The organism is Okeania sp. KiyG1, assembly GCF_014132355.1.
Lineage (GTDB): Bacteria > Cyanobacteriota > Cyanobacteriia > Cyanobacteriales > Microcoleaceae > Okeania.
In genome coordinates this window covers 172,619-195,381 of the sequence record NZ_BLZO01000187.1, presented here as the reverse complement: position 1 = coordinate 195,381, position 22,763 = coordinate 172,619, and the positions used below count along the sequence as shown (strand labels likewise).

The 22,763-nt window shown below is 35.3% G+C and carries 20 protein-coding genes; 13 read left to right on the top strand and 7 right to left on the bottom strand.

The genetic code is table 11. From position 1 onward, the window contains the following. Nucleotides 1-282 precede the first annotated feature (282 nt). Nucleotides 283-777, bottom strand: coding sequence for a transposase (locus SAGCYANO_RS41965; protein ID WP_237397218.1), 495 nt, complete (start codon nucleotides 775-777; stop codon nucleotides 283-285). Nucleotides 778-1,424: 647 nt separating this feature from the next. Between SAGCYANO_RS41965 and glgX the strand changes: the two genes are divergently transcribed. The 7 genes from glgX (at nucleotide 1,425) to SAGCYANO_RS41930 (ending at nucleotide 11,767) form a co-directional block, all read left to right on the top strand. After that, nucleotides 1,425-3,548, top strand: coding sequence for a glycogen debranching protein GlgX (glgX, locus tag SAGCYANO_RS41960; protein ID WP_202225425.1), 2,124 nt, complete (start codon nucleotides 1,425-1,427; stop codon nucleotides 3,546-3,548). Nucleotides 3,549-3,964: 416 nt separating this feature from the next. After that, complete coding sequence (locus SAGCYANO_RS41955) at nucleotides 3,965-4,630, top strand: VWA domain-containing protein (protein WP_202225424.1); 666 nt, start codon at nucleotides 3,965-3,967, stop codon at nucleotides 4,628-4,630. A gap of 82 nt (nucleotides 4,631-4,712) precedes the next feature. Then, nucleotides 4,713-5,810 carry a helix-hairpin-helix domain-containing protein gene (locus tag SAGCYANO_RS41950; protein ID WP_202225423.1) on the top strand — a complete coding sequence of 366 codons (1,098 nt, stop codon included), beginning with the start codon at nucleotides 4,713-4,715 and terminating at the stop codon, nucleotides 5,808-5,810. A gap of 70 nt (nucleotides 5,811-5,880) precedes the next feature. After that, nucleotides 5,881-6,513, top strand: a complete 633-nt coding sequence (locus SAGCYANO_RS41945) for a hypothetical protein (RefSeq protein WP_202225422.1) — start codon at nucleotides 5,881-5,883, stop codon at nucleotides 6,511-6,513. A 182-nt stretch (nucleotides 6,514-6,695) separates the two neighbouring features. Continuing rightward, complete coding sequence (locus SAGCYANO_RS41940; protein ID WP_202225421.1) at nucleotides 6,696-7,604, top strand: GUN4 domain-containing protein; 909 nt, start codon at nucleotides 6,696-6,698, stop codon at nucleotides 7,602-7,604. 531 nt (nucleotides 7,605-8,135) lie between these two features. Further along, nucleotides 8,136-8,483: a hypothetical protein gene (locus SAGCYANO_RS41935; RefSeq protein WP_202225420.1), complete on the top strand. Its 348-nt coding sequence runs from the start codon at nucleotides 8,136-8,138 to the stop codon at nucleotides 8,481-8,483. Between the two features lie 50 nt (nucleotides 8,484-8,533). Beyond that, nucleotides 8,534-11,767 (top strand): SPFH domain-containing protein, encoded by a 3,234-nt coding sequence (locus tag SAGCYANO_RS41930; protein WP_202225419.1) that lies wholly within the window; start codon nucleotides 8,534-8,536, stop codon nucleotides 11,765-11,767. 173 nt (nucleotides 11,768-11,940) lie between these two features. Here the strand turns inward: SAGCYANO_RS41930 and SAGCYANO_RS41925 are convergent, their stop codons facing one another. Continuing rightward, nucleotides 11,941-12,483: a DNA-binding protein gene (locus SAGCYANO_RS41925; protein ID WP_202225418.1), complete on the bottom strand. Its 543-nt coding sequence runs from the start codon at nucleotides 12,481-12,483 to the stop codon at nucleotides 11,941-11,943. Between the two features lie 126 nt (nucleotides 12,484-12,609). Between SAGCYANO_RS41925 and SAGCYANO_RS46945 the strand changes: the two genes are divergently transcribed. The 6 genes from SAGCYANO_RS46945 to SAGCYANO_RS49820 all read left to right on the top strand — a co-directional run bounded on the left by SAGCYANO_RS46945 (nucleotide 12,610) and on the right by SAGCYANO_RS49820 (nucleotide 19,375). Further along, the gene (locus tag SAGCYANO_RS46945) at nucleotides 12,610-12,894 is read left to right on the top strand and encodes a helix-turn-helix domain-containing protein (protein ID WP_237397217.1); all 285 of its coding nucleotides are present in this window, start codon (nucleotides 12,610-12,612) and stop codon (nucleotides 12,892-12,894) included. Further along, nucleotides 12,782-13,744, top strand: coding sequence for a transposase (locus SAGCYANO_RS41920; RefSeq protein WP_237397216.1), 963 nt, complete (start codon nucleotides 12,782-12,784; stop codon nucleotides 13,742-13,744). Before SAGCYANO_RS46945 ends, SAGCYANO_RS41920 begins: the two co-directional genes overlap by 113 nt. Beyond that, nucleotides 13,660-13,890 carry a transposase gene (locus tag SAGCYANO_RS46940; RefSeq protein WP_237397215.1) on the top strand — a complete coding sequence of 77 codons (231 nt, stop codon included), beginning with the start codon at nucleotides 13,660-13,662 and terminating at the stop codon, nucleotides 13,888-13,890. The genes SAGCYANO_RS41920 and SAGCYANO_RS46940 overlap by 85 nt, the downstream gene beginning before the upstream one ends. Before the next feature lie 259 nt (nucleotides 13,891-14,149). After that, nucleotides 14,150-15,973: a malto-oligosyltrehalose trehalohydrolase gene (treZ, locus tag SAGCYANO_RS41915; RefSeq protein WP_202225417.1), complete on the top strand. Its 1,824-nt coding sequence runs from the start codon at nucleotides 14,150-14,152 to the stop codon at nucleotides 15,971-15,973. Between the two features lie 545 nt (nucleotides 15,974-16,518). After that, entirely contained in the window at nucleotides 16,519-18,078 is a 1,560-nt protein-coding gene (locus SAGCYANO_RS49825) for an alpha-amylase family glycosyl hydrolase (protein ID WP_307786316.1), read from the top strand. Then, the gene (locus SAGCYANO_RS49820) at nucleotides 18,065-19,375 is read left to right on the top strand and encodes a hypothetical protein (RefSeq protein ID WP_307786315.1); all 1,311 of its coding nucleotides are present in this window, start codon (nucleotides 18,065-18,067) and stop codon (nucleotides 19,373-19,375) included. The genes SAGCYANO_RS49825 and SAGCYANO_RS49820 overlap by 14 nt, the downstream gene beginning before the upstream one ends. 469 nt (nucleotides 19,376-19,844) lie before the next feature. Here the strand turns inward: SAGCYANO_RS49820 and SAGCYANO_RS41905 are convergent, their stop codons facing one another. From SAGCYANO_RS41905 to SAGCYANO_RS41885, 5 genes are all read right to left on the bottom strand, one after another. After that, a complete protein-coding gene (locus SAGCYANO_RS41905; protein ID WP_202225416.1) occupies nucleotides 19,845-20,294 on the bottom strand; it encodes a hypothetical protein in 450 nt (149 codons plus the stop codon). A gap of 172 nt (nucleotides 20,295-20,466) precedes the next feature. Further along, nucleotides 20,467-21,030 carry a bifunctional adenosylcobinamide kinase/adenosylcobinamide-phosphate guanylyltransferase gene (cobU, locus tag SAGCYANO_RS41900; protein ID WP_202225415.1) on the bottom strand — a complete coding sequence of 188 codons (564 nt, stop codon included), beginning with the start codon at nucleotides 21,028-21,030 and terminating at the stop codon, nucleotides 20,467-20,469. 100 nt (nucleotides 21,031-21,130) lie between these two features. Then, entirely contained in the window at nucleotides 21,131-21,391 is a 261-nt protein-coding gene (locus SAGCYANO_RS41895) for a hypothetical protein (protein ID WP_202225414.1), read from the bottom strand. Nucleotides 21,392-21,501: 110 nt separating this feature from the next. Further along, the gene (locus SAGCYANO_RS41890) at nucleotides 21,502-22,035 is read right to left on the bottom strand and encodes an HNH endonuclease (protein ID WP_202225455.1); all 534 of its coding nucleotides are present in this window, start codon (nucleotides 22,033-22,035) and stop codon (nucleotides 21,502-21,504) included. Next, nucleotides 22,007-22,576 (bottom strand): reverse transcriptase domain-containing protein, encoded by a 570-nt coding sequence (locus SAGCYANO_RS41885; protein ID WP_255502899.1) that lies wholly within the window; start codon nucleotides 22,574-22,576, stop codon nucleotides 22,007-22,009. The genes SAGCYANO_RS41890 and SAGCYANO_RS41885 overlap by 29 nt, the downstream gene beginning before the upstream one ends. Between the last annotated feature and the right edge of the window lie 187 nt (nucleotides 22,577-22,763).

Genomic DNA, 22,763 nt, shown 5'->3' with positions numbered 1-22,763 from the left:
ATTATGTTCTGGGGAATTGAAATTATGTTCTGGGAAAATTGAATTATCTTCTGGGGAATTGAATTATATTCTGGGAAATTGAAATTGTGTTCTGGGAATTGAAATTATATTCTGGGAAAATTGAAATTATATTCTGGGAAAATGAAATTATATTCTGGAAAATTGAAATTATATTCTGGGAAATTGAATTATCTTCTGGGAATTGAATTATGTTCTGGAAATTGAAATTGTGTTCTGGCGAGCAAGATGCTCGCCCTGGGTAGCTCGCCCTGGATAAGAATTTTAATTATTCTGAAAATATGGAGATAAATTTCTGTCTAATTCCCAGAAAAAAGGATATTCTTCTGGTTTATTTACCAGTTCAGCTTTGACCGGGTTTTGTCTGATGTATTTCCAGACATCTATCATTTCTTTTTGACTTTTAATTAATCTCTCGTGTCGGCCATCTTGCCAAACTTTACCAATGTGCTTCATAACTTTAGGAATTTCCTTGGCACTATAGCCTTTAATGCTGTGTATAATACTTCCAATTGACCAATATTCTGATTCTTTTTTCAGAAAAGGTACGATTAAACAATGTACATGATCTGGCATAATTACGACGCTAAAAATTTGATATCTTTGTTGATGAAAAAATAGGAATGAATTTAAAACAATTTCCCGTGCTTCTGGGGTTAATTCTGATCTTTCCCAGGTGACAAACGTGATGAAATAAGTAGGTTCTATAAATTGAAATTCTGGAGATTTTATCATAATTTTGATGGTGATTTTTGCCACCCAGTGCGAGCATCTTGCTCGCGTATTAATAATACAAAATTGATATAAATTTTAATTATATCCTGGGAATTTGATGGTGATTTTTGCCACCCAGTGCGAGCATATTACTCGCGTATTAATAATACAAAATTGATATAAATTTTAATTATATCCTGGGAATTTGATGGTGATTTTTGCCACCCAGTGCGAGCATATTACTCGCGTATTAATAATACAAAATTGATATAAATTTTAATTATATCCTGGGAATTTGATGGTGATTTTTTGCCACCCAGTGCGAGCATCTTGCTCGCGTATTAATAATATCAAATCGGTAAAAAAATAATTATATTCTGGGAATTTGATGGTGATTTTTTGCTACCTAGTGCGAGCATCTTGCTCGCGTATTAATAATACCAAACCAGGCGACAATTTTGATAATGTTCTGACAATTTTGATAATGTTCTGACAATTTTGATAATGTTCTGGCAATTTTAATTATATTCTGACAATTTTAATTATATTCTGACAATTTTAATTATATTCTGGCGAGCTAGAAGCTCGCACTGGATGGCTCGCAATGGATGGCTCCCATTGGATAACTCCCACCGTTTGCTGTTATAAATATAAAAAAATCCCTCTAATTCTGGAGAATTCTCAATTTATCTATGTATGTACCCCTTTGGCCTGGAAAACCATATCCTCTAGGAGCTTCCTGGGATGGTAAAGGCACTAACTTCGCTATATTCTCTGAAAATGCTACTAAGGTTGAACTTTGCCTATTTGACAAGCAAAATAAAGAAACACGCTTCACTCTGACAGAAGTTAGTAACTTTGTCTGGCATAGCTATGTACCAGGTATAGGTCCAGGTCAAAGATATGGATTTCGAGTACATGGCCCCTACGAACCATCCCAAGGTCATCGTTTTAATGCCAATAAATTACTAATTGACCCTTACGCAAAAGCAATTGATGGGGATATACTCTATGGTCAAGAAATATTTGCTTATTCTTGGGATGACCCAGAAAAAGATTTAGCCTGCACCTTAGATGATGATGCTCATCTAATGCCAAAGGCTGTGGTAATTGATGAAAGTTTTGATTGGGGAAATGACCAATTATTAAATATTGCCAACCACGAAACAATAATTTATGAAATTCATCTCAGAGGGTTTACTAAACTGCATCCTGACATTCCAGAAAATCTGAGGGGTACTTATGCTGGGTTGGCACATCCAAAAGCGATCGCCTATCTCCAATCTCTAGGTATTACGGCAGTAGAGTTAATGCCAGTTCATCATTTTCTCCGATACCCAGGACATTTAGTTGATAAGGAATTATCTAATTACTGGGGTTATGACTCGATTAATTATTTTGCTCCTTACTGTGGTTATAGCTCTAGTGGTAAAGCAGGGGAACAAGTTCGAGAATTTAAACAAATGGTCAAGGCTTTACATAAGGCTGGTATTGAGGTGATATTGGATGTGGTTTATAACCATACAGGAGAAGGTAATCATTTCGGTCCGACTTTATCCTTTAGAGGTATTGATAATGCTGCTTATTATCGTCTAGTAGAAGATGACCCCCGCTACTATATGGACTTCACTGGTTGTGGTAATTCTCTCAATGTTCGTCACCCCCAAATATTGAAGTTAATTATGGATAGTCTGCGCTACTGGGTGACGGAAATGCACGTTGATGGTTTTCGATTTGATCTAGCTTCTGCTTTGGCGCGAGAGTTATATGAAGTAGATAGTTTGGCAGCTTTCTTTGATATTGTTCATCAAGACCCAGTTATTTCCAATGTGAAATTAATTGCTGAACCTTGGGATGTGGGAGAAGGTGGTTATCAAGTTGGTAATTTTCCTCTATTGTGGTCAGAATGGAATGGTAAATATAGAGATGCAGTTAGAGATTTTTGGCGAGGAGAAGAGGAAACATTAGCTGAATTTGCTTATCGTTTTACGGGTAGTTCTGACTTATATGCTTCTAATGGTAGGTTGCCTCATGCGAGTATTAATTTTGTAACTGCTCATGATGGTTTTACTTTGAATGATTTAGTTAGTTATAACGAAAAACATAATGGGGCAAATGGGGAAGATAATAATGATGGAGAGGAACATAATCGTTCTTGGAATTCTGGAGAGGAAGGAGAAACTGACGACCAAGAAGTGTTGGATTTAAGGAACCGTCAAAGGCGTAATTTTTTGGTGACTTTAATGTTGTCTCAGGGCGTACCAATGTTATTAGGTGGAGATGAATTTGGGCGGTCGCAAAAAGGTAATAATAATGCCTATTGTCAGGATAATGAAATTTCTTGGTTGGATTGGAATTTACAAGTAGAAAATTCAGATTTATTAGATTTTACTCGACAATTAATTTATTTCCGTTGTCAACATCCAGTATTTCATAGACGTAAATGGTTTGAAGGTCGTGCTATTCATGGTTCGGATGTGAGTGATATAGGTTGGTATAATCCCGATGGTGGAGAAATGACTGAAGAACAATGGAATATTGATTTTGCTAAATCTATTGGTATCTTTTTAAATGGAGAGGAAATTCCTGCTAGTGGCGAGCGTGGGGAAAGGATTATTGATGATTGTTTTATGATCTTTTTTAATGCTCATTATGAATTAATAGAGTTTACAATTCCTCCTAAGTTTCAGGATAGAAATTGGATGGTTATTGTTGATACGAGTAAGTCTCGTTTTGTGGAAAATGGTAAGCAATATCAAGGTGAGGTTCCTATTCCTGTTATGGAACGTTCAATTGTTGTTTTACAGCGTTTATGAAGTTGAAGAAACTTCCAAGTATATCTTGATTTTAGGAATTTATCATTTTGGTATAATAAAGAAAACTTCTTTAAATAAATCCTAACAAAGAGATGGCAAAAAAAGAGATGGCAAAATGGGGATTTTATATTGGATGCTATTTAGTATAAAGAATAAAGTTTGGAGATACACAAGCTACTAAACATCTAATCGTTAACTTTTGTAAAAAAATCCCTGTTTGGGTGTTTAAGTGGAAAAACTTCCCTGAAACTTTCCCAAGACTATTGTAGTGAAAAGGAAAGTCTCTGAGTTTGTTCTGAGATTATATATTTACCCCTTGTGAACCAAGTTTTTTAGGTACATTTATATCCAATTAATTTGGCACAGCTACTTAATGAATAAACGATAATTCACTAGCGTAAGGAGATATCAATAGTATGACTCTAGAAGAAGACATTAACTTTCCTGACAATCCTGAACCACGCTGCCCAGTTATCCTACTTCTAGATACATCTAAGTCAATGTCGGGGGAGCGAATTCAAAAATTAAATAGCGGAATAGCTGCTTTTAAACAGGAAGTTGAAAAGGATACCATCGCATCTCTGAGGGTTGAAGTGGCCATTATCACTTTTAATAATTCAGCGGAAATGGTTCAAAACTTTGTTACCATTGACCAATTCATTCCACCAAAACTAATAGCATCTGGCTCAACTGCTATGGGAGAAGGAATTGATTTAGCACTTAATAAGCTAGAAGCTCGCAAATCTATCTATAAAGAATACGGCATTTCCTATTATCAACCTTGGGTATTCTTAATTACAGATGGTATTCCCACAGATAAATGGGAGGAAGCAGCTAAACTTGTGAAAAAAGCTGTTGACGAGCGAAAACTTAGCTTTTTTATAGTGGGAGTTCAAGGTGCTAACCTGAATTTTCTCAGGAATATCGCTCATCCTAATACTCCACCCGTTATGCTTGATGGATTAAAATTTCAAGAATTGTTTAGTTGGCTTTCTGCTTCGTTGACAAGAGTTTCTACAAGTCAAGTTGATGACAAAATTAATTTGCCTCCTATTGATGGATGGGCACAGGTTCGAGCATAGAAATAATGTTTGTAAATAAATTGGAAAAAAGGATGACAGTTTTTCTCACGGGTAAAAATGTCTATATACTTTGCTTCGCATTATGGTTAGTATTCAAACTCTAAATAATCAAGAGCGAATTGAGCTTCATCAAGAAATTGGTCGTGGTGGAGAAGCCAAGATTTATCGAACTAATAAGGTAGGTTTTCTAGCTAAAATTTATGATAATTCAATTAGCCGAGAAAAGGTTAATAAACTGAAGGTAATGCTGAAAAGCTCACCTCAAAATCTTTCTTCTGACGATCGTATTGCAATTGCTTGGCCAAAAGATTTACTAATAGATTCTGATAATCAGTGCTGTGGATTTATTATGCCTGAAATCAAAAAAAGTCTGCCAATAATTAATGCTTATAATCCTCGCAAAAGAAAAGAAAATTTTCCTAAATTTACCTGGTACAAGTTGCATCAAATCGCCTTGATTTTTGCATCAATAATCCAATATTTACACGCTCAAAAATATGTAATTGGTGACCTAAAACCAGATAACCTGCTAGTTAATGAGCAAGGATTTGTTTCTATTATTGATACAGACTCATTTCAAGTTTTTGACTCAGACACGGGAAAAACTTATCTCTGTCCGGTAACTTCTGGAGAATATACTGCACCAGAAGATTTAGGAGAAGTTGTGCAAAATGTGGCACGTTCTGAGCTTCAAGATCGTTTTGCCTTAACTGTTATTATTTGGCTTTTACTATTTGCCTACCATCCTTTTTCTGGGCAATGGATAGGAGAGGGAAATCCACCTAATATTAACAAACTAATCCAAGAGGGAAATTGGATCTATGGAATCAATTCTCAACTCCGTCCAGGAAAACTATCAATGCCTTTAGAAATTTTACATTTTCAACTTCAACAATGTTTTTATCAATGTTTTGATGACGGACATAATAATCCGAATAATCGACCAAGTGCAGAGGACTGGGTGAAGGCACTTGATGAGGCGATAAAAAATTTAGGTCTCTGTTCTACTGAGGCAGCACATTATTATGCAAAAAGTTATGGAAAATGTTACTGGTGTGAAAGAAAACAGAAAATAGGTTCTGATATATTTGTTCCTCAAGGTTCACCCGCAATATTATGGCTAATTAAAGTTGGCTGGTTCAAAAGGGAAAATTTTAAGAGAAAAGATGTGAAAATTTAAAGAAAATAAATAGCTAAAAATAATAGTTATTATTGAGAATAAAACAGTTAAAACAATTAGGTATTTGATAATGGTAAACTATCTGAAAGCTTCAGCTAAGGCAGTTCGTGTATTTGCTGGTCCTCTAGCCGCTCCTTTTGAAGGTGTTCTTAGTCTCTATGAAGATGAACAAACAGAAAAGCGTCAAGCTGAATTAGATGCAATGATTAACGAAGTGCAAAACGTGAGTCGTGAAACTCTTGGAGAAATATTTGAAGCTAGAACCGATATAAAGGAATTAAGGGAACAATTTATCTTGGGAATGGAAATTTGTTTTTCTATTCTGGCTCAAAACAGGAAATTACTATCTAGTCCAGATTTAGAAGAAAACCTTCCTTTTTTGATGGAACCATATCGGGAAAAGTTAGAAACAAGTGGGTTGATTACAGATGAAGTTTTAGCTGATGAGCTTTGCAAATTTTATAAGACAGATTCCCGACTTTTTTTAAGACATATTTCTACTAATTTTCCTGTGGAAGAACTTCGCCATAATGAAGCTTTACCAGTTATTATTTATGACTTTTTAACCAGGTGTTCTGCTCAGGAATTAAAGCAACAACTTCAAATATTTAATACTTTAAGTCAAAAAAATAAAGGTAGTAAACGTTTAAAGGAAAAAAGCTTAATACTTCAAGAACAAGTTATTAATCAAATAGGGGGATGAGACAATATTTATGGCTAGTTTATCATTTCCAGAAATTCTAGAAGAGATTAAAAGAGAGACGGAAAATCGGTGAAAATGAAGATATTTACGAAGAAATCATTAATAAACTTTCACGATTTTATGGTAGTAATCCCAGACTGTTGATAAATGTTATAAAACTGGGAGGGTTTAATATTGCAAATTTGAATATCTATGAACCTCTGTCAGTAATTATACCTGAATTTTTAAGTCGATGCGAAGCTCTAAGTTTAGATGAATTATCAAAAATTTTTAGTAAATTATATGAGGAAAACAAAGGCTTTACTTTGTTAAAAGAAATTAGGGATAAATTAGAACTAGAAAAAACTAATTATCCCCCCAAACCAGTAGGAGGAGAAGATCAACATCCATATCCTCCAATTGAGATAGCAGGAATACCAAAGAACTTAATACCTCAATTACTAAGAAAGAATTCTCAATGTAATCCCCCTACCCCAGAAAATTCAACTAAACATTTCCAGAAAAGCTCTTCACATCCTGATACTGCTGTTCACGAATCGGCATTTTCGGAGATGTCTACTGATAATACTAACCAAATTTTATACCCAATCTATAAAAATTTAGAAGAATATCTAGCAAATGAACAGTGGAAAAAAGCCGATCTAGAAACAATGAGATTAATGATGGAAATTGCTGACAGTATTGAAATTCCTAACGATAGAGAAAGAATAACATGGTTAGAACAAAAAGATATTAACAAAATACCTGATGAAGCCTTAAAAACCATAGATCGACTCTGGCTAGAATACAGTAACGATCGTTTCGGCTTTAGTATTCAAGCAAAAATTTGGGATGAATGTTGGGGAAAGCAGAAGCCATTTGAATTAAAAATTTACCGAGAGAAATTTGCTACAAGAGTAGGTTGGTCTGACGGGAGAAGCTGGATCGAAAGGTATGATAACTTGGATTTTTCTAGAAATGCAAAACCAGGACATCTTCCTTCTTTAAGCTTTCCAAAGCAAAATACTAACGAAATAAGTTGGAGAAGCTGGCAAGAAACTTTTAAGTGTCTTTTCCCGCGTTTATTTAAACTTGTAAATCAAGCCTATTAATGAATAACAAAAAATGAAATATCAGCTAATGCTAAGAAAATTAGCCATCTTCCTTATAATGGCTACTATTACTTCTTTTAATTTTGGCAAATAAATCTCAAACACAGACATTGATAGAGGATACTTTTATAGTATTTCTCAATGAAGATACTACTCCATCAAAGCCTTAAATTATAAATTATTCAACTCTAATTACTCGGAAACTCATCAGAAACTCAGAAGCTTTTTAAAATTTCATTCTCACCCTAGTTATAGCAGGATTTACTAGGAAAAATTATGATACTAATTTTCGTAATTGTGCTCATAGGTAGTGTTGTCTTAATGTAAGCACTCAGGTCTTGAGGTTACATTATTCTTCATTTTGTCCAGATTCAGTGTTTCAGAACTGAAAACTGTATCTAATGGATACTAAAAAAATCTATAAATGAGACTAAAAGGTTTCTGGAAAGCGATAAATACATAGATATAATTATTTGTCAACCCCAGCACCTGAATACTTATGTCCTAATTTTCTTTGTTTGGAGAACTAAAATGCCGAAGTTGACTGGATTTATTTTGATTGAAAATAATGAAATTGGAATAGTTAACAAAAAATGGGCTCGAAATCTTTCCCTTCGCCTTCCTCCTGGTCGAATTATTGCTTTGAATGGAGAACCAGGCATTCAAGCTAAAATTCTTGAACCAGGACCGCATTTTGGATATTTTCCTGGGCAGTATACGATTACTAGAGTACCAGTTATAAGTATTAGTCAAGAAGAAATTGGATTAGTAGAAGCTAAGGATGGTAATCCTCTTGAACTAGGACAAAACTTTGGGAAAGTAGTTGATTGTAATAACTTTCAAGATATAGAAGCTTTTTTAATAATGGAGGTCAAATAGGCAAACAACGAGCAATTTTAACCAATGGTACTTATCAAATCAATACAGAAATGTTTAAGTGTCGGAAAGTTAAAGTTACTAGAATTGAAGCCCATCAAATAGGATTAGTAGAAGCTCAAGATGGCTCTCCTTTAAAACCTGGTAAAAATTTTGGTCATAAAGTTAATTGTAATAATTTTCAGGATGCGCAAGCCTTCTTTGATAATGGAGGTCAAGTTGGCAAACAAATAGATATTTTACTGCCAGGAACTTACAAAATTAATACTGACCTATTTAAGATTACTCCAGTCGAACAATTATCAATTGGAACAGAAGAAATAGGTTTAGTAGAAGCTAAAGATGGAGTCTCTTTAAAACCAGGAGAAAGCTTTGAAAAAGTGGTTGATTGTGATGACTTTCAGGATGGAAGTGAGTTTATCCGAAAAGGAGGTCAGAGAGGTAACCAACTTGCTATTTTAACGGAAGGAACCTATCAAATTAATACCGAACTATTTAGGATTTGTAAAGTTCCTATTACTTATATTTCTGCAGAAGAAATAGGCTTAGTAGAAACGCAAGATGGAAAGCCTCTAGAACAGGGAGAAAACTTTGCTAAGAAAGTTGATTGTAATAATTTTCAGGATGCACAAGCTTTCTTTGATAATGGGGGTCAAGCTGGTAAACAACTTGCTACTCTAAGAGCAGGTAAATATTACATTAACACGGATATATTTAAGATTAAAAAAGTCTCTGCTACGACAATTAGTCCTGGAGAAATTGGGTTAGTAGAAACAAAATATGGAAAGCCTCTAGAAGAGGGAAAAAACTTTGCTAAGAAAGTTGATTGTAATAATTTTCAGGATGCACAAGCCTTTTTTGATAATGGGGGGCAAGCAGGTAAACAAATTGCTACTTTAGAAACAGGAACCTATTACATTAATCCTGAAATATTCACTATTCGTAAAGTTCCTATTATTAGGATTCCTCAAGGAGAAATAGGACTGGTAATTGCCAACGAAGGAGCTTCTAAGTCTGATGAACAAACATTAGGTAAAGTGGTGGAATGTAATAATTTTCAAGATGCTGAAGCATTTCTGAAAAATGGAGGACAAAAAGGTAAGCAACTTGCTATTTTGAGTGAAGGTGACTATAAAATAAATACCGATTTTTTTACTGTCATTACGACGGCAAATGCCAATGAATATAAGGAAGAACCAAAGAAACTAAAAATTTACAAAATTAGCTCTGGTAAAATTGGTATTGTGACAACAAATGTGGGGAAAACACTCCCTAAAGATGTAATTGCCGGACCGATCATTGAGGGACATGATAATTATCAAAATGCACAAAAATTCCTAGATTTAGGAGGATATATAGGATTACAAGAAGAGGTTATCAAAGAAGGAGAATGGAAACTAAATCCTTGGTTTGTTGAAGTTGAACAAGTACCAATAACTAGAATTGAGAATGAAGAGGTGGGAGTTGTTATCTCTTATGTTGGGAAAAAGTATGACAAAAATGATGATAATCAGAATACATCTGTTGATGAGAATAAATCTACATACCAATTAGTTCCAGGAGGATACCAGGGGGTTGAAAAAAAACCTCTTCTGGTTGGTGACTACCCTATTAACACCAGAATTAAAAAAGTGCAGTTAGTGCCAACTACTCAAATCATACTGAATTGGTCAGATGAAGAAAAACATCCTTTGAATTATGACGCCAAGCTCAAAATATTGAAGCTAACTTCATCCGATGGCCGTGAATTCCAAGTTCAGTTTACCCAGATGATTCGTATTGCTCCTGAAAATGCACCGAAGATGGTTTGCCAAATTGGAGCGCAAGTAGCAGAAGTAGAAAAAATAACAATGGATGATGGTAAAACTATTAAGAAATATCCGGCTATTAGAAATCTTGTGGTTCGTGTATTAACCGGAGTTGTTGAAGGTCACTTTAAACAAGCTGCTACTGGTAAAACAGCGATTCAGTTTCAAGAAACAATAGTTAATTCTCAAGATGCAGCTCAAGCTTATATTGAGGATGTTCTTAAGAAAAATGGTGTGGAAGGAGAGGGCACATATATTAATGCAATTGATTTACCAGAGGATTTAGATAAACGCAGGCAAGAATTAGAAGATTTAAAACAAGAACAAATCAAAACTAAAGAAGAGGCTAAGTTGGCTGAGGAAAAAAAACGAACTGAAGAAATAAACCAACAACTGGTTCAAACAAAGGAAGAAACAAAAGCTCTAGAAAAACGAACTCAGGCTGAGACAGACGTATATATTGCTAAAAAGAAAGGCGAAGCTCATTTTGCGGAACAGGAGGCAATAGTAAAGGCAAATAAACTGCATACCGATGATGAAATAAATCGCAGGAAAAAATTTGCTGAAATAGATATAAATGCTTTTCGTGCCAGGGTTAATGCTCTTAGTCCTGAACTTTATACCCAAATAGAAACACAAGGAAAATGGGCGGATGCAATGGCTCAAATGGAAATCAATTATCCTCAAATTATGATGACTGGAAGTGGCAATAGTAGTTCTGGAGATCCAACATCAAATTATTTTCAGTTATTGCAATTAGATCATTTAGAAGCACTGAGAAATCGCCTTAATCCAGGAACATCGACACCATTACTTTCCACTGCAGGCACAAAAAATTATCTTTCCCAAAACCAAGAACAGAAAAGTTTATCAGCTAAACCTAAGATTCCAGTCGTCTTGCTATTGGATACATCTAGTTCAATGTATGGTCAGCGTATAGATTCCTTAAATGCTGGAATTACTTCTTTTAAACGAGAATTTGAACCCAACACTGACACATCCCAGAATATAGAGTTAGCCATCATTACCTGTAATAGTAACGGACGAACAGTTCAAGAATTTGTCAGTATGGATAAATTTGTTCCATCTTCCCTGAAAGCCGAAGGTACAACTACCATAGGCAAAGGAATTGACTTAGCATTAGAGGAAATAGAAAATTATCAGAATTCTAAAAAACCCTGGGTATTTTTGATTATAGGTAGCCCCCCAACTGACAATTGGCAAAAATCGGCACAGCGTATAAGACAAGCTGTAGAAATGAATAAACTCAACTTTTTTGTAGTTGCTGTTCAAGGAGCAGATATGATTAGCTTGGGAGAAATTGCTCCTTTAAACACACCACCTAAGTTGCTCAATAGTTTGAAATTCCGTGAATTATTCTACTGGCTGGCAGAGACTCTCAAAACAGTTGCCAATAGTGAACCAGGTGCTGCTATTTCAATTCTGCCTGTTACAGAATGGGCGGAAGATGAGTATTAATTGTTAGACACTATTCTACAGAGGCGAATAGCCATTCGCTCCTACTGTTTCTACCAAAATGAAAACCGCTTTAATCCTCTTATCTTTCCTCAAGAGGATTTCTACTTAAGGAGGAGCGATCGCCACACCTTTCCCAAAATTCACCTAAAAACACTATATATAGTAGTCAAAAACTATAACGTTGCAGATACACAGCGTTTAGCCTTTCGACTTTTTTGTTTTGCCCGCTGCTGAAGCACTTCCGGAGGCGGACCATAATCTCCATTACTAAAATATACTCGCTCTACTATATTTCCCGGTTCTACTTCAATCCATAGACGGGCACCTCCGGCTTGACTATTATTAGGTTGATGGGGTTGATAGACTATTTGACAAGGCCCATGAATTTTTACCGCGTGGCAATAATCTTTTTTACTTCCTACTTTGACGGCGACTGCTGTGTGAGAAGTTCCATGGTCTCGGTTATAGTCTATGGTCTTTCGCAAAACATGAATAAAAGTATTGGCTGTGCGTTGATTTTTGTTCCAAGTTGGTTCTGGACCACGACGACCAGGCGTAATTTCTGGCATTCCCCTCTGATTTAGGGGAATCTGCCAAAGTCTTTTGACTTTTTTCGCACCGATAACTCGGCCACTGTTAAGTAGAAATCGTAATCTACCTGTAGAAATATTTAGGAGAAAGGCTCCTTCCGTTGTACTGACATATGAGATATCCATAACTATAACGTTGGGGTTTTAATAATGTAACTAATACAAGAAGTGGAATTTAGAATTTTTTTTTAAAGTAATTAGGTTTAAGGGGTTAAGAAATTAACAATAGCAGTAAAGTGTATAATAAAAATTATGATAATTACTCATTGCTATAAAATCAAGCTAACCCCAAAACAGTCAGTCAAAATTGATTATTGGCTGGAACTATTACGACGGCATTGGAATTATGCTTTAGGTCAAAGACTAGATTGGTTAAATAGAACTAGATGTCAAGTTGACCGTTGTTCATTAATTTCATGTCCTATTGGCGAGATTCAAGAGTTGCCAGATTATTATTTTCAGCAATCAGCACTTAAACAGACAAAAAAGCTATTTCCTGACTATAAAGAAATCTCCATACGAAGTTCAACAAATTAACTTACAAAGGTTAGATAAAGCCTGGAAGCGTTGGCTAATACCTGATAAAACTGGTAAACGTGGAGGACGACCAAGATTTAAAAAATCAGGAAAGTTAAGGTCATTTTGTTTCAGTAGAGTCAATCATCCCAAAGCAGTAATTAAATTTGATGGAAAACAAATAATTACTAGGAGGTTTGGTGCGATTCGAGTCATAGTTCATAGACCAATTCCAGATAGGTTTGTTATCAAAACAGCAACTATAACTAAAAAAGCTGACGGCTATTATATTAGTTTTAGTTTGGAAGATAAGTCAGTTCCTAGTTTAATTCCTACAGATAATATCAAAAATTCTGTAGGTATTGATGTAGGTTTAAAAGAGTTTTTAACTACTAATACTGGTGAGACTGTTTCTGTTCCAAATTTCTATAGAAAAGCACAATCTAATTTAGCTAGAAAACAAAGTAAAGCAGCTAGAAAAGAAATTGGTTCTAACAACTGGAAAAAGGCACAAAATAGAATAGCTAGACTACATCAACATATTGCCAGGCAAAGAGAAGATTTCCACTATAAAACTGCTCATAAATTAGTTAAAGAGTATGATTTAATTGCTGTAGAAGACCTTAATATAAAAGGTTTAGCTAAAAATACTAAACTCTCAAAATCAATTTACGATGTAGCCTGGGGAGCTTTTATTGAAAAATTGAATGCAGTAGCGGTAAAACGCGGTGTTCATGTAAGTAGGGGCGAATGGCCATTCGCCCGTACACCCTCACAATACATCACATGCATTGTAGTAATTGTGGTCAAAAAGTACCTAAAACTTTATCAGTCAGAACTCATTCTTGTCCTAAGTGTAAAACGGTTTTAGATAGAGACGAGAACGCTGCAATTAACATATTAAATAAAGCATTAAACGAGGTGGGTATCATCTTGTCTGCTTGTGGAGGCTTAGACGTTGGTCAGCCTGTGAGACAAGAAACTTCTGAAACTGGGGTTCAATTATCTTTGTTCTAGAAGCTCCCGTTATAATCTCCGATTTAAGGGGAGAGAACTTCACGAAAAATTAATAGGTCTGCAAAAAGATGAATGGGGATATTGGCAAGGAGAAGCAAAAGACATTGACCCGGAAACTCTATACTTTTATCAATTAGACGGAGAAACTGAAAACCCAATTTCATCAATTTCAATTATAATTGTTTGAATAATCATAAAAAATATATATTCTCAAATAATATTTGATCCAAAACTTAACCGTCTAAGGAAATTTCAATTTATGAGAGTTGGTAGCCATTATTCAGCAGAAAAAAAACAATGCCAATTTAATGTTTGGGCACCTCTACGAGAAAAGTTAGCTGTACATATTGTACATCCTCAAGAAAAGTTAATAGGTCTGCAAAAAGATGAATGGGGATATTGGCAAGGAGAAGCAAAAGACATTGAACCGGAAACTCTATACTTTTACCAACTAGACGGAGAAACTGACCGACCAGACCCCGCCTCTAACTGGCAACCTCAAGGAGTACATGGTCCCTCAAAAATAGTAGACCATCAAAAATTTACCTGGAATGATACTTCTTGGCAAGGTATCCCTTTGGCAGAAATGATTATCTATGAACTTCATGTCGGTACTTTTTCTCCCGAAGGAACTTTTGCAGCAATTATTCCGAGGTTGCCAGAATTAAAAGATTTAGGGATAAACGTTATAGAAATAATGCCCGTAGCTCAATTTCCAGGCGATCGCAACTGGGGCTACGATGGAGTTTATCTTTATGGTGTCCAAGATTCTTATGGTGGACCGGATGGTCTCAAGCAACTTGTCAATGCTTGTCATCAAGTAGGCATTTCTGTAATTTTGGACGTTGTTTATAATCATTTTGGTCCAGAAGGAAATTATCTCTGGGATTATGGTCCTTATTTTACGGATAAATATCATACTCCTTGGGGTAATGCTGTTAATTTTGACGACGCATATAGTAATGAAGTCCGTAATTTTTTTATTGAAAATACTTTGTATTGGTTAGATAAATATCATATTGATGGTTTACGTTTAGATGCTGTTCATGCCATTTATGACATGAGTGCCGAACCTTTTTTACAACAGTTAGCTGACCGAGTAGAAGAGTTTAGTAAAAATGGTAGTTGGAAACGTTATTTAATTGCGGAAAGTGACTTAAATGATGTGCGAGTTTTACGTTCAAAAGAAAATGGAGGGTTTGGTCACGATGCTCAATGGTGTGATGATTTTCATCACTCTTTACATAGTCTTTTAACAGGAGAAAGTTCTGGATATTATTCTGATTTTAAGAGTATAGAATCTCTGAAAAAGTCTTACAAAGAAGGATATGTTTATACTGGAGAATATTCACCTCACCGTCAGAGAAATCATGGTAATTCAACTCTAGGTTTTGCAGGAGAAAAATTTGTAGTCTGTATTCAAAACCACGACCAAATAGGTAATAGGTTAATTGGAGAAAGATTATCAGCTTTAGTAAATTTTGAAGGATTAAAATTAGCAGCAGGAGCAGTTTTAATTTCTCCATTTGTACCAATGTTATTTATGGGAGAAGAGTATGGAGAAGAAAATCCTTTTTTGTATTTTGTTAGTCATGGAGATCCTAACTTAGTTGAAGCAGTGAGAAAAGGTAGGGCAGAAGAATTTAAGTCTTTCAATTGGTCAGGAGAAGTACCCGATCCTCAAGGTGAAAAAGTATTTATGGACTCTAAATTAAATTGGGAAAAATCTAGGGAAGGTAAATATGGAATTTTACGTTCTTTTTATCAACGGTTAATTGAACTACGGAAAAAAATTCCAGTATTAGCTAAACTTGACACCACTCAAATAGAAGTACAAAGTTTGGCCGATAAAAATGTCCTATTGCTTCACAGGTGGGGAGAAAAAAGTAGTGTATTGAGTCTGATGAATTTTGAAAAGCATTCTGTGACATTTGAACCTCAACTACCTACAGGAAATTGGCAAAAGCTAATTAATTCCTCAGATCGAGAATGGATGGGAGAAAATGCTGTTTTACCTGAAAAATTATTATCTGGACAAACTTTGACAATTAATCCTTTAAGCTTTGCTCTCTATGAGGGATAGTCTAATTTAATGTTTGGCAGAAAGACCCTAATCTAATCAGTTATTGAAGGTTATGATATTATAGGGACTTAAAGTTATATAACCTATCTTTGACAACTCTCCTCTTGGAATGGAAGTGAGTTGATGAATTTGTGGTAAAAATTAATGAATATAACCATAGTTTTGTATTGTTAAATTCAAGCTAATATCAATCGGTTTATAGCAATTCCCATACTCGTGAGGTACAAAATTGTAGGCTTTAGGGAACAGGGAATAAAAAGACAGAAAGATAACTGTACCTCATGACTTTGGGAAACGCTATATAATTTTATTTAGGATAAAACGAACCTATCTAAAAGTACTCAAACTTCTAGCTTGAGAACTCAAAAAAATTTGTTAAAAGGTAAAATATATGAACTGTTATAGCAGTCGAAGGAAAGGGTGCAGATAGATCAAGATCTTAAAACTAAGATAACACAATATTTTTCCTTCTTCCTTCTTCCTTCTTCCTTCTTCCTTCTGCTATAACAGTCAATTAATCACCACTTAATTATCTCTATTTAATTATGCGAATTCCCATTACAACTTATAGAATTCAATTCACTCCTAATTTTGGCTTTGAATCAGCTAAAGTTATAGTTCAATATTTAGCTGAACTAGGAATTTCTGATATTTATGCTTCTCCTATATTTAAAGCAAAAACAGGTAGCGAACATGGATATGATGTAGTCAATCCTAATATACTTAATCCTGAATTAGGAGGCCAAGAAAAATTTACTGCATTAGCAGCAGAAATCAAAAGTAATGAAATGGGATGGCTACAAGATATTGTGCCTAATCACATGGCATTTGGCAGCCAAAATCATATTCTAGTAGATGTCTTAGAAAATGGTCCTGAATCTCAATATCGTGACTATTTTGATATTGACTGGAATCATCCTTATGAAGGTATCAAAGGTAGAGTTTTAGCACCTTTTTTAGGTAAATTTTATGGAGATTGTTTGGAAAGTGGAGAGTTAAAACTTAATTATGGTCAAAATGGATTAACTGTTAACTATTATGACCATCAATTTCCCATTAGAATTGATTCTTATACTCAAGTTTTAACCTACAATATCGGCAAATTAAGAAATAAATTAGGCAGAAAAAATCAGGATTTTGTTAAGTTACAAGGAGTTCTCTATAGTTTAAAATATATCCCTTCTGGATCTGAGGGTAGAGAAAGGTATGATCAAATTAGCTTCATCAAAGGAATGTTGTGGGAATTATGGAATGAAAATCCACATATTAAAGAATTCATTGAAGAAAATATAAAGACTTTTAACGGGGTTCCGGGAAAGCCAGAAAGTTTTGACCTATTAGATAAATTATTATCCGAGCAATACTTTCGCTTATCTTTCTGGAAAGTGGGTAATGAAGAATTAAACTACCGACGATTTTTTACAGTAAATGATTTAATTTCGGTCAGAGTAGAAGACGAGCAAGTATTTAATACTACTCATGCTCTAATTTTAGAAATGTTAAAACAGAAAAAATTTACAGGTTTGAGAATCGATCATATTGATGGACTGTACTCTCCTGCTCAGTATTTAAACAGAATAAGAGAAAAAGCAAATGCTCCCTATATAGTTGTCGAAAAAATTCTTGAACCCAGCGAAGATTTACCTGTTAATTGGCCAGTTCAAGGAACTACAGGTTACGATTTTTTAAACTATGTTAATGGTCTTTTTTGTGACCATTTTAATGAGGAAGAATTCGATCGGATTTATTCTCGGTTTATTAAAGGTACTTCTAACTATGGGCAGTTAGCTGATGAAAATCAAAGGCTGATTATTAATAAACATTTAGCCGGAGATATTGATAATTTAGCTCACTTACTTAAAGATATTTCTAGTAAATATCGATATGCCAGCGATTTTACTATTTTTGGCTTGAAAGCTGCTTTAGTAGAAGTTATGTCGGTGTTTCCGGTGTATCGGACTTATGTTAGTAAAGAAGGAGTTAGTAAGGCAGATCGAGAATGTATTCAGAGAGTAATTGCTAAAACGAAAGAGAAAATTCCTTTCTTTATCAATGAACTTTTAAATGAATTGAGTTTTATTGAAAAGTTTTTTGTTAGAATTTGATGAGCATTTAAACCAGGAAGATAAAGATAAATGGCTACACTTTGTGATGCGGTTACAACAATTTACTGGACCCTTAATGGCAAAGGGTGTAGAAGATACTGTTTTATATATTTATAATCGACTTATTTCTCTCAATGAAGTTGGTTCAACTCCTAGTAAATTTGGAGTTTCAGTTGAAGATTTTCATGGATTTAATCAACATCGTATTGCGTATTGGCCTCATACTATGAGTGGAAGTTCTACTCATGATACAAAACGTGGGGAAGATGTCAGAACGCGAATTAATGTACTATCAGAAATTCCTGAAGAATGGGAAAGTTATCTACAAAAATGGCAGGAAATTAATGCTCCTCAAAAAGATTGTGTAGGGGGTTTAGATGTTCCTGCACCTAATGATGAATACTTTTTATATCAGACTTTGTTAGGTGCTTTTCCTGTTGATGAAAGTGAATATCCAACTTTTGTCGAAAGGATTAAAGAGTATATTATTAAAGCAATTCGAGAAGCAAAAGTTAATACAGGTTGGTTAAGACCGGATGATGATTACGAAAGTTCACTTATTAAGTTTGTAGAACATCTACTTAATAAATCAGAAGATAATGAATTTTTACCAGCTTTCCGACCTCTACAACATAAGGTTCAATATTACGGTGTTTTTAATTCTTTATCTCAGACTGTTCTGAAACTTACTTCTCCTGGAGTTCCTGATATTTATCAAGGTACAGAATTGTGGGATTTGAGTCTGGTTGACCCTGATAACCGTCGTCCTGTTGATTTTGAAAAAAGAGCAGAGTTTCTGAAGGAAATTAAGACAAAAATAGAGTCAGATATTTTAGGATTTATTGAGGAAATTTTGCAAACTCCAGAGACTGGTAAAATTAAAATGTTTTTAATTTACCAAGCTTTACAGGCACGCCGAGATTATTTGGATTTATTTCAACGAGGAAATTACCAAAAGTTAATTGTTATGGGTAGTTTGAAAGATCATATAGTTGCTTTTTCTAGAAAATGGGGAGATAGTACGGCGATTATTATAGCTCCCAGATTATTAACTAAATTAGTTAATGAAGGAGAAAATCCTTTAGGCGAACAAGTATGGCGTGAGACTAGAATATGTTTACCTTCAGGTTCTTCTTTGGTGTGGAAAAATGCAATTACTCAACAACAACTAAAAGGAGAACGAGAAGATACTTTATGGATTAGAGATGTATTGACTCATTTCCCTGTAGCATTATTAATTAATGAGCAAGGTGAAACAAATAATGATTCTGAACTAATAGTAGATTCTCAAAATTAAGTATACTTTGATTTTGAATTTTGAGATTTTCTCAAGATAAAATTTAGCCCGCCATAAAACTTTTAGAAAGCTGAATTATTTAATTAATAATTATTAATTATTAGGTAAAGTAGGGGCGGACTGCGGAAGCTCTAGGTTAGCAAATGGCCAGAAAGCCTTTACTGTACTTAATTATTTGAACACATTCTTTTTTCATGCATGGTATAAACTCCTTTTATTAGACATCTCCAGAAAAAAGGGAGTAGGGAGTAGGGAGAAATAATTGATAATTTATGGATAATAATTGATTTGATTTTTATTATTGGAGATGTCTATTAGACATAGATGTGAAAAAGATATAGACTTTTTGTAAAAGTAGGGAATAGGGAACAGGGAAGATATTTTTAGGAAAAAAACACGAAAAATGATTTTTAAGTTATTACACTCTAGTTTATAACCAATAAAGGGCAAGTTTATTTTCTGGAGATGTCTATTTAGAAAAGTCAGTATCGGCAGTAATATTGTCCTCTTTATTGAATAACCGCTCACAAATACCTAATAAATATGATTTATTATTGATGGGCGATCGCGGCAATGGCTTTTCATTATCAGGCCAGTGAGGTAAATCGAAACATGGACAAGTATCTGGGGGCATTCCTTTGACACGAGATGGGATAGGCATCGAACAACGGGCACAATCACTAATCTCCCACTCTGGAGATAATAATTCTGTAATTGTTTGATGTGTCCCCTCTAAAAAACAATCTCCCGATTCAGAAGATAAAATTTGTTGCCAGCATGATTCAAAATCTTGACTGTAGCGAGCGCCTAAAAGTACAACTTGAGGTTTTATAGCTGCTTTGCCATTCCTGATTAATACTTTCTTGCCTAACTGAAACCAATAGGCAATATATTGTTTGACTCGATCGTGGGATGCCATAACTTTTAGCTCCGATATTTTCCGTTTAATAGAACTTCAAAGCTAATAAATAGCCTCGTTCATCTACCTTAATTCTGTAAGCATTTCCTAATGCTTACTTACATTCTAACTTTTCCATCATTAAAATGGGGCAGTGAGTCTAATATTTTATTCCTTTAGAATAAATTAAGAATTAAATGTTCAGAGGTGTGCCTAAAGCACTAAGATTCAAAACATGACCTCCTGTAACTAGATAAACAGACTGAGAAATTACTCCAACTCGACGAATCAGATGACCAAGGCGATCGCGAAATAGCCGTCCGATAGGAAATGAAGGAACTACTCCCCAACCTGTTTCTTCACCCACTAAAATAACATCACCAGTAGCTTTCAATAAAGCTTCAATTAAAACTTCTAAAGTTTCATTCCAAGCTTGTTCATCTTGTTCTAAAATATTAGCCAACCAAGTACCTAAAGAATCTACCAAAATACAGCAGTCTTCATGTGCATAAGTAGTCAAAGTTTCTGATAGTTCCACGGGTATTTCTAAGGTAGTCCAATCACGAGGGCGACGGTTTTGATGTTGTTCAATTCGAGTTTGCCACTCTAGATCCTTATCATCAACTAGAGAGGTAGCTATATAAATCACTTGTTTGTGAGAACCCATAGCTAAATTTTCAGCCCACTCACTTTTACCAGAGCGAGCAGGACCTGTTACCAAAATTATTTTCTTAGAAGTGACTTGAAGAGAATTCATGGGAATGCAAACAAATAATCCAGTGTAAACTGAAAAATAAAGGATATTGACATCCTCCCGACGCTGCTCTACGAGACAGCGCGGGATTCCCATCCATCAATCAAACAGACAAATCGCTGCTTGAAAGATTCAGGGCGGGTTGACGACTCACTGACACGAACATCCTTTTTAGGGGATGATTTACCATGTCTCCTCGTCCGAAAATAATCGACCTTTGACCTTCGGCGACTTCATTAAAAAGTGATAATTGTACAGACGTTTCTGCTACTTTTGTTTTTGCTGTTTCCACCTTGGTTTTCGGTTGAACAACTTCTAAAATATTTACAGCAGCGTTTATGATTAAAGTCAGCGACTCCCTCACGAGAACCGCTGCTCTCCAAAACCGGACGTGAGACTGTCGGGTAAGAGAGCATACATCACCGTATCTCCCTCCCCTGAGAACCGGACTTGACACTCTTCGCATCATCCGGCTCAAGCCTCCGCTTTAAAAGAACGTCTACCACTGTGTATGGTTTTATGGCAAATTTTGTGTAGGTGTTGAAGATTGTCAATATCCTCTGTACCACCTTTCGCCAGAGCTATGATGTGGTGAGTTTCTAGAGCTTCGACCTTATGTAGTTTTTCCCCACAAATTGGGCATTTCCAGTTCTGGTTTTGGGCGATTTTGTAATATTTTGACCCTTTATCCCAGATAGTTTTGCCAGATTTCATGGCTCTTTTTGCCCAATATTCTTGTAGGTTGGGGTCGTCCGGGGGTGCGGTTCCCTTGACTTTAATATGGCGTTCAATGGGGATACTTGCAATATTAAATAGGATGATTTCTTTTGAAACTCCTTTTCGGTCTTTGACCTGACAAGCAAATTCCCATCCTTTGCCTCGAATTTGAAAGTATCGGTTCGCAATCCACCTTTTCCCCTTATTAGGGTGTCGTCTTTTGGCCCATCTCCAAAGTGCTATCCATACTTCTGAACGAAGATTAATTGAACACTTCTTTGCTGACTGCATGACGATAATAGTTCCCCAAACCGCGAAGTTTAGGGTTGAGTTGTTCAATGACAATTTTCTGTTCGACCGCCCGGTTGGTCGAGAGCCAATCCCTAATTAATTGTAGGAATTCTAGAACTTTTTGCTTTTGCGGTTTGATCAGAAGCTTGCCTTGATATTGTCTGAGATTAAACCCTAGGAAGTTGAATCCATCGCTTATATGTACGATGCGGGTTTTTTCTCTATTCAGTTGTAGTCCCTTTTGTGCTAGCCATTCTTCAATTTGGGGCAGGATTTCTTCAAGGTCTTTTCGACAGGTAGCGGTTACGACGAAATCATCCGCGTACCGAATAAAGCCATATCGATTGGATTTGTAATTACCTTTGTTCTTCTGGAATTGGTTGAGGAAGTTTTCCAGGCCATGTAGTCCAATATTTGCTAAAAGAGGGCTAATCGTGCCTCCTTGTGGTGTACCGCTGGGAGTGTCGTGGTGTTGTCCTTTATCCAAGTATCCTGCCTTTAGCCATTGTTTGATGAGGTTGCGGGCGGGGAAATTCCTGATGGAATATGGAACTCTCCGCCTTTTTAGGAGGTGCTTATCAACTAGAAGAGAATTCTGTTGATTCCTATGTTTATGACCATTTTGGTTCAGCTAGCGTATCAATCTCTTTCGCTAGTTTCACGTTTAGACGGTTCAAATGTCCCTTCACTTTCGTTATCCATCTGGACTTGCTCAGTCTGCATTGACC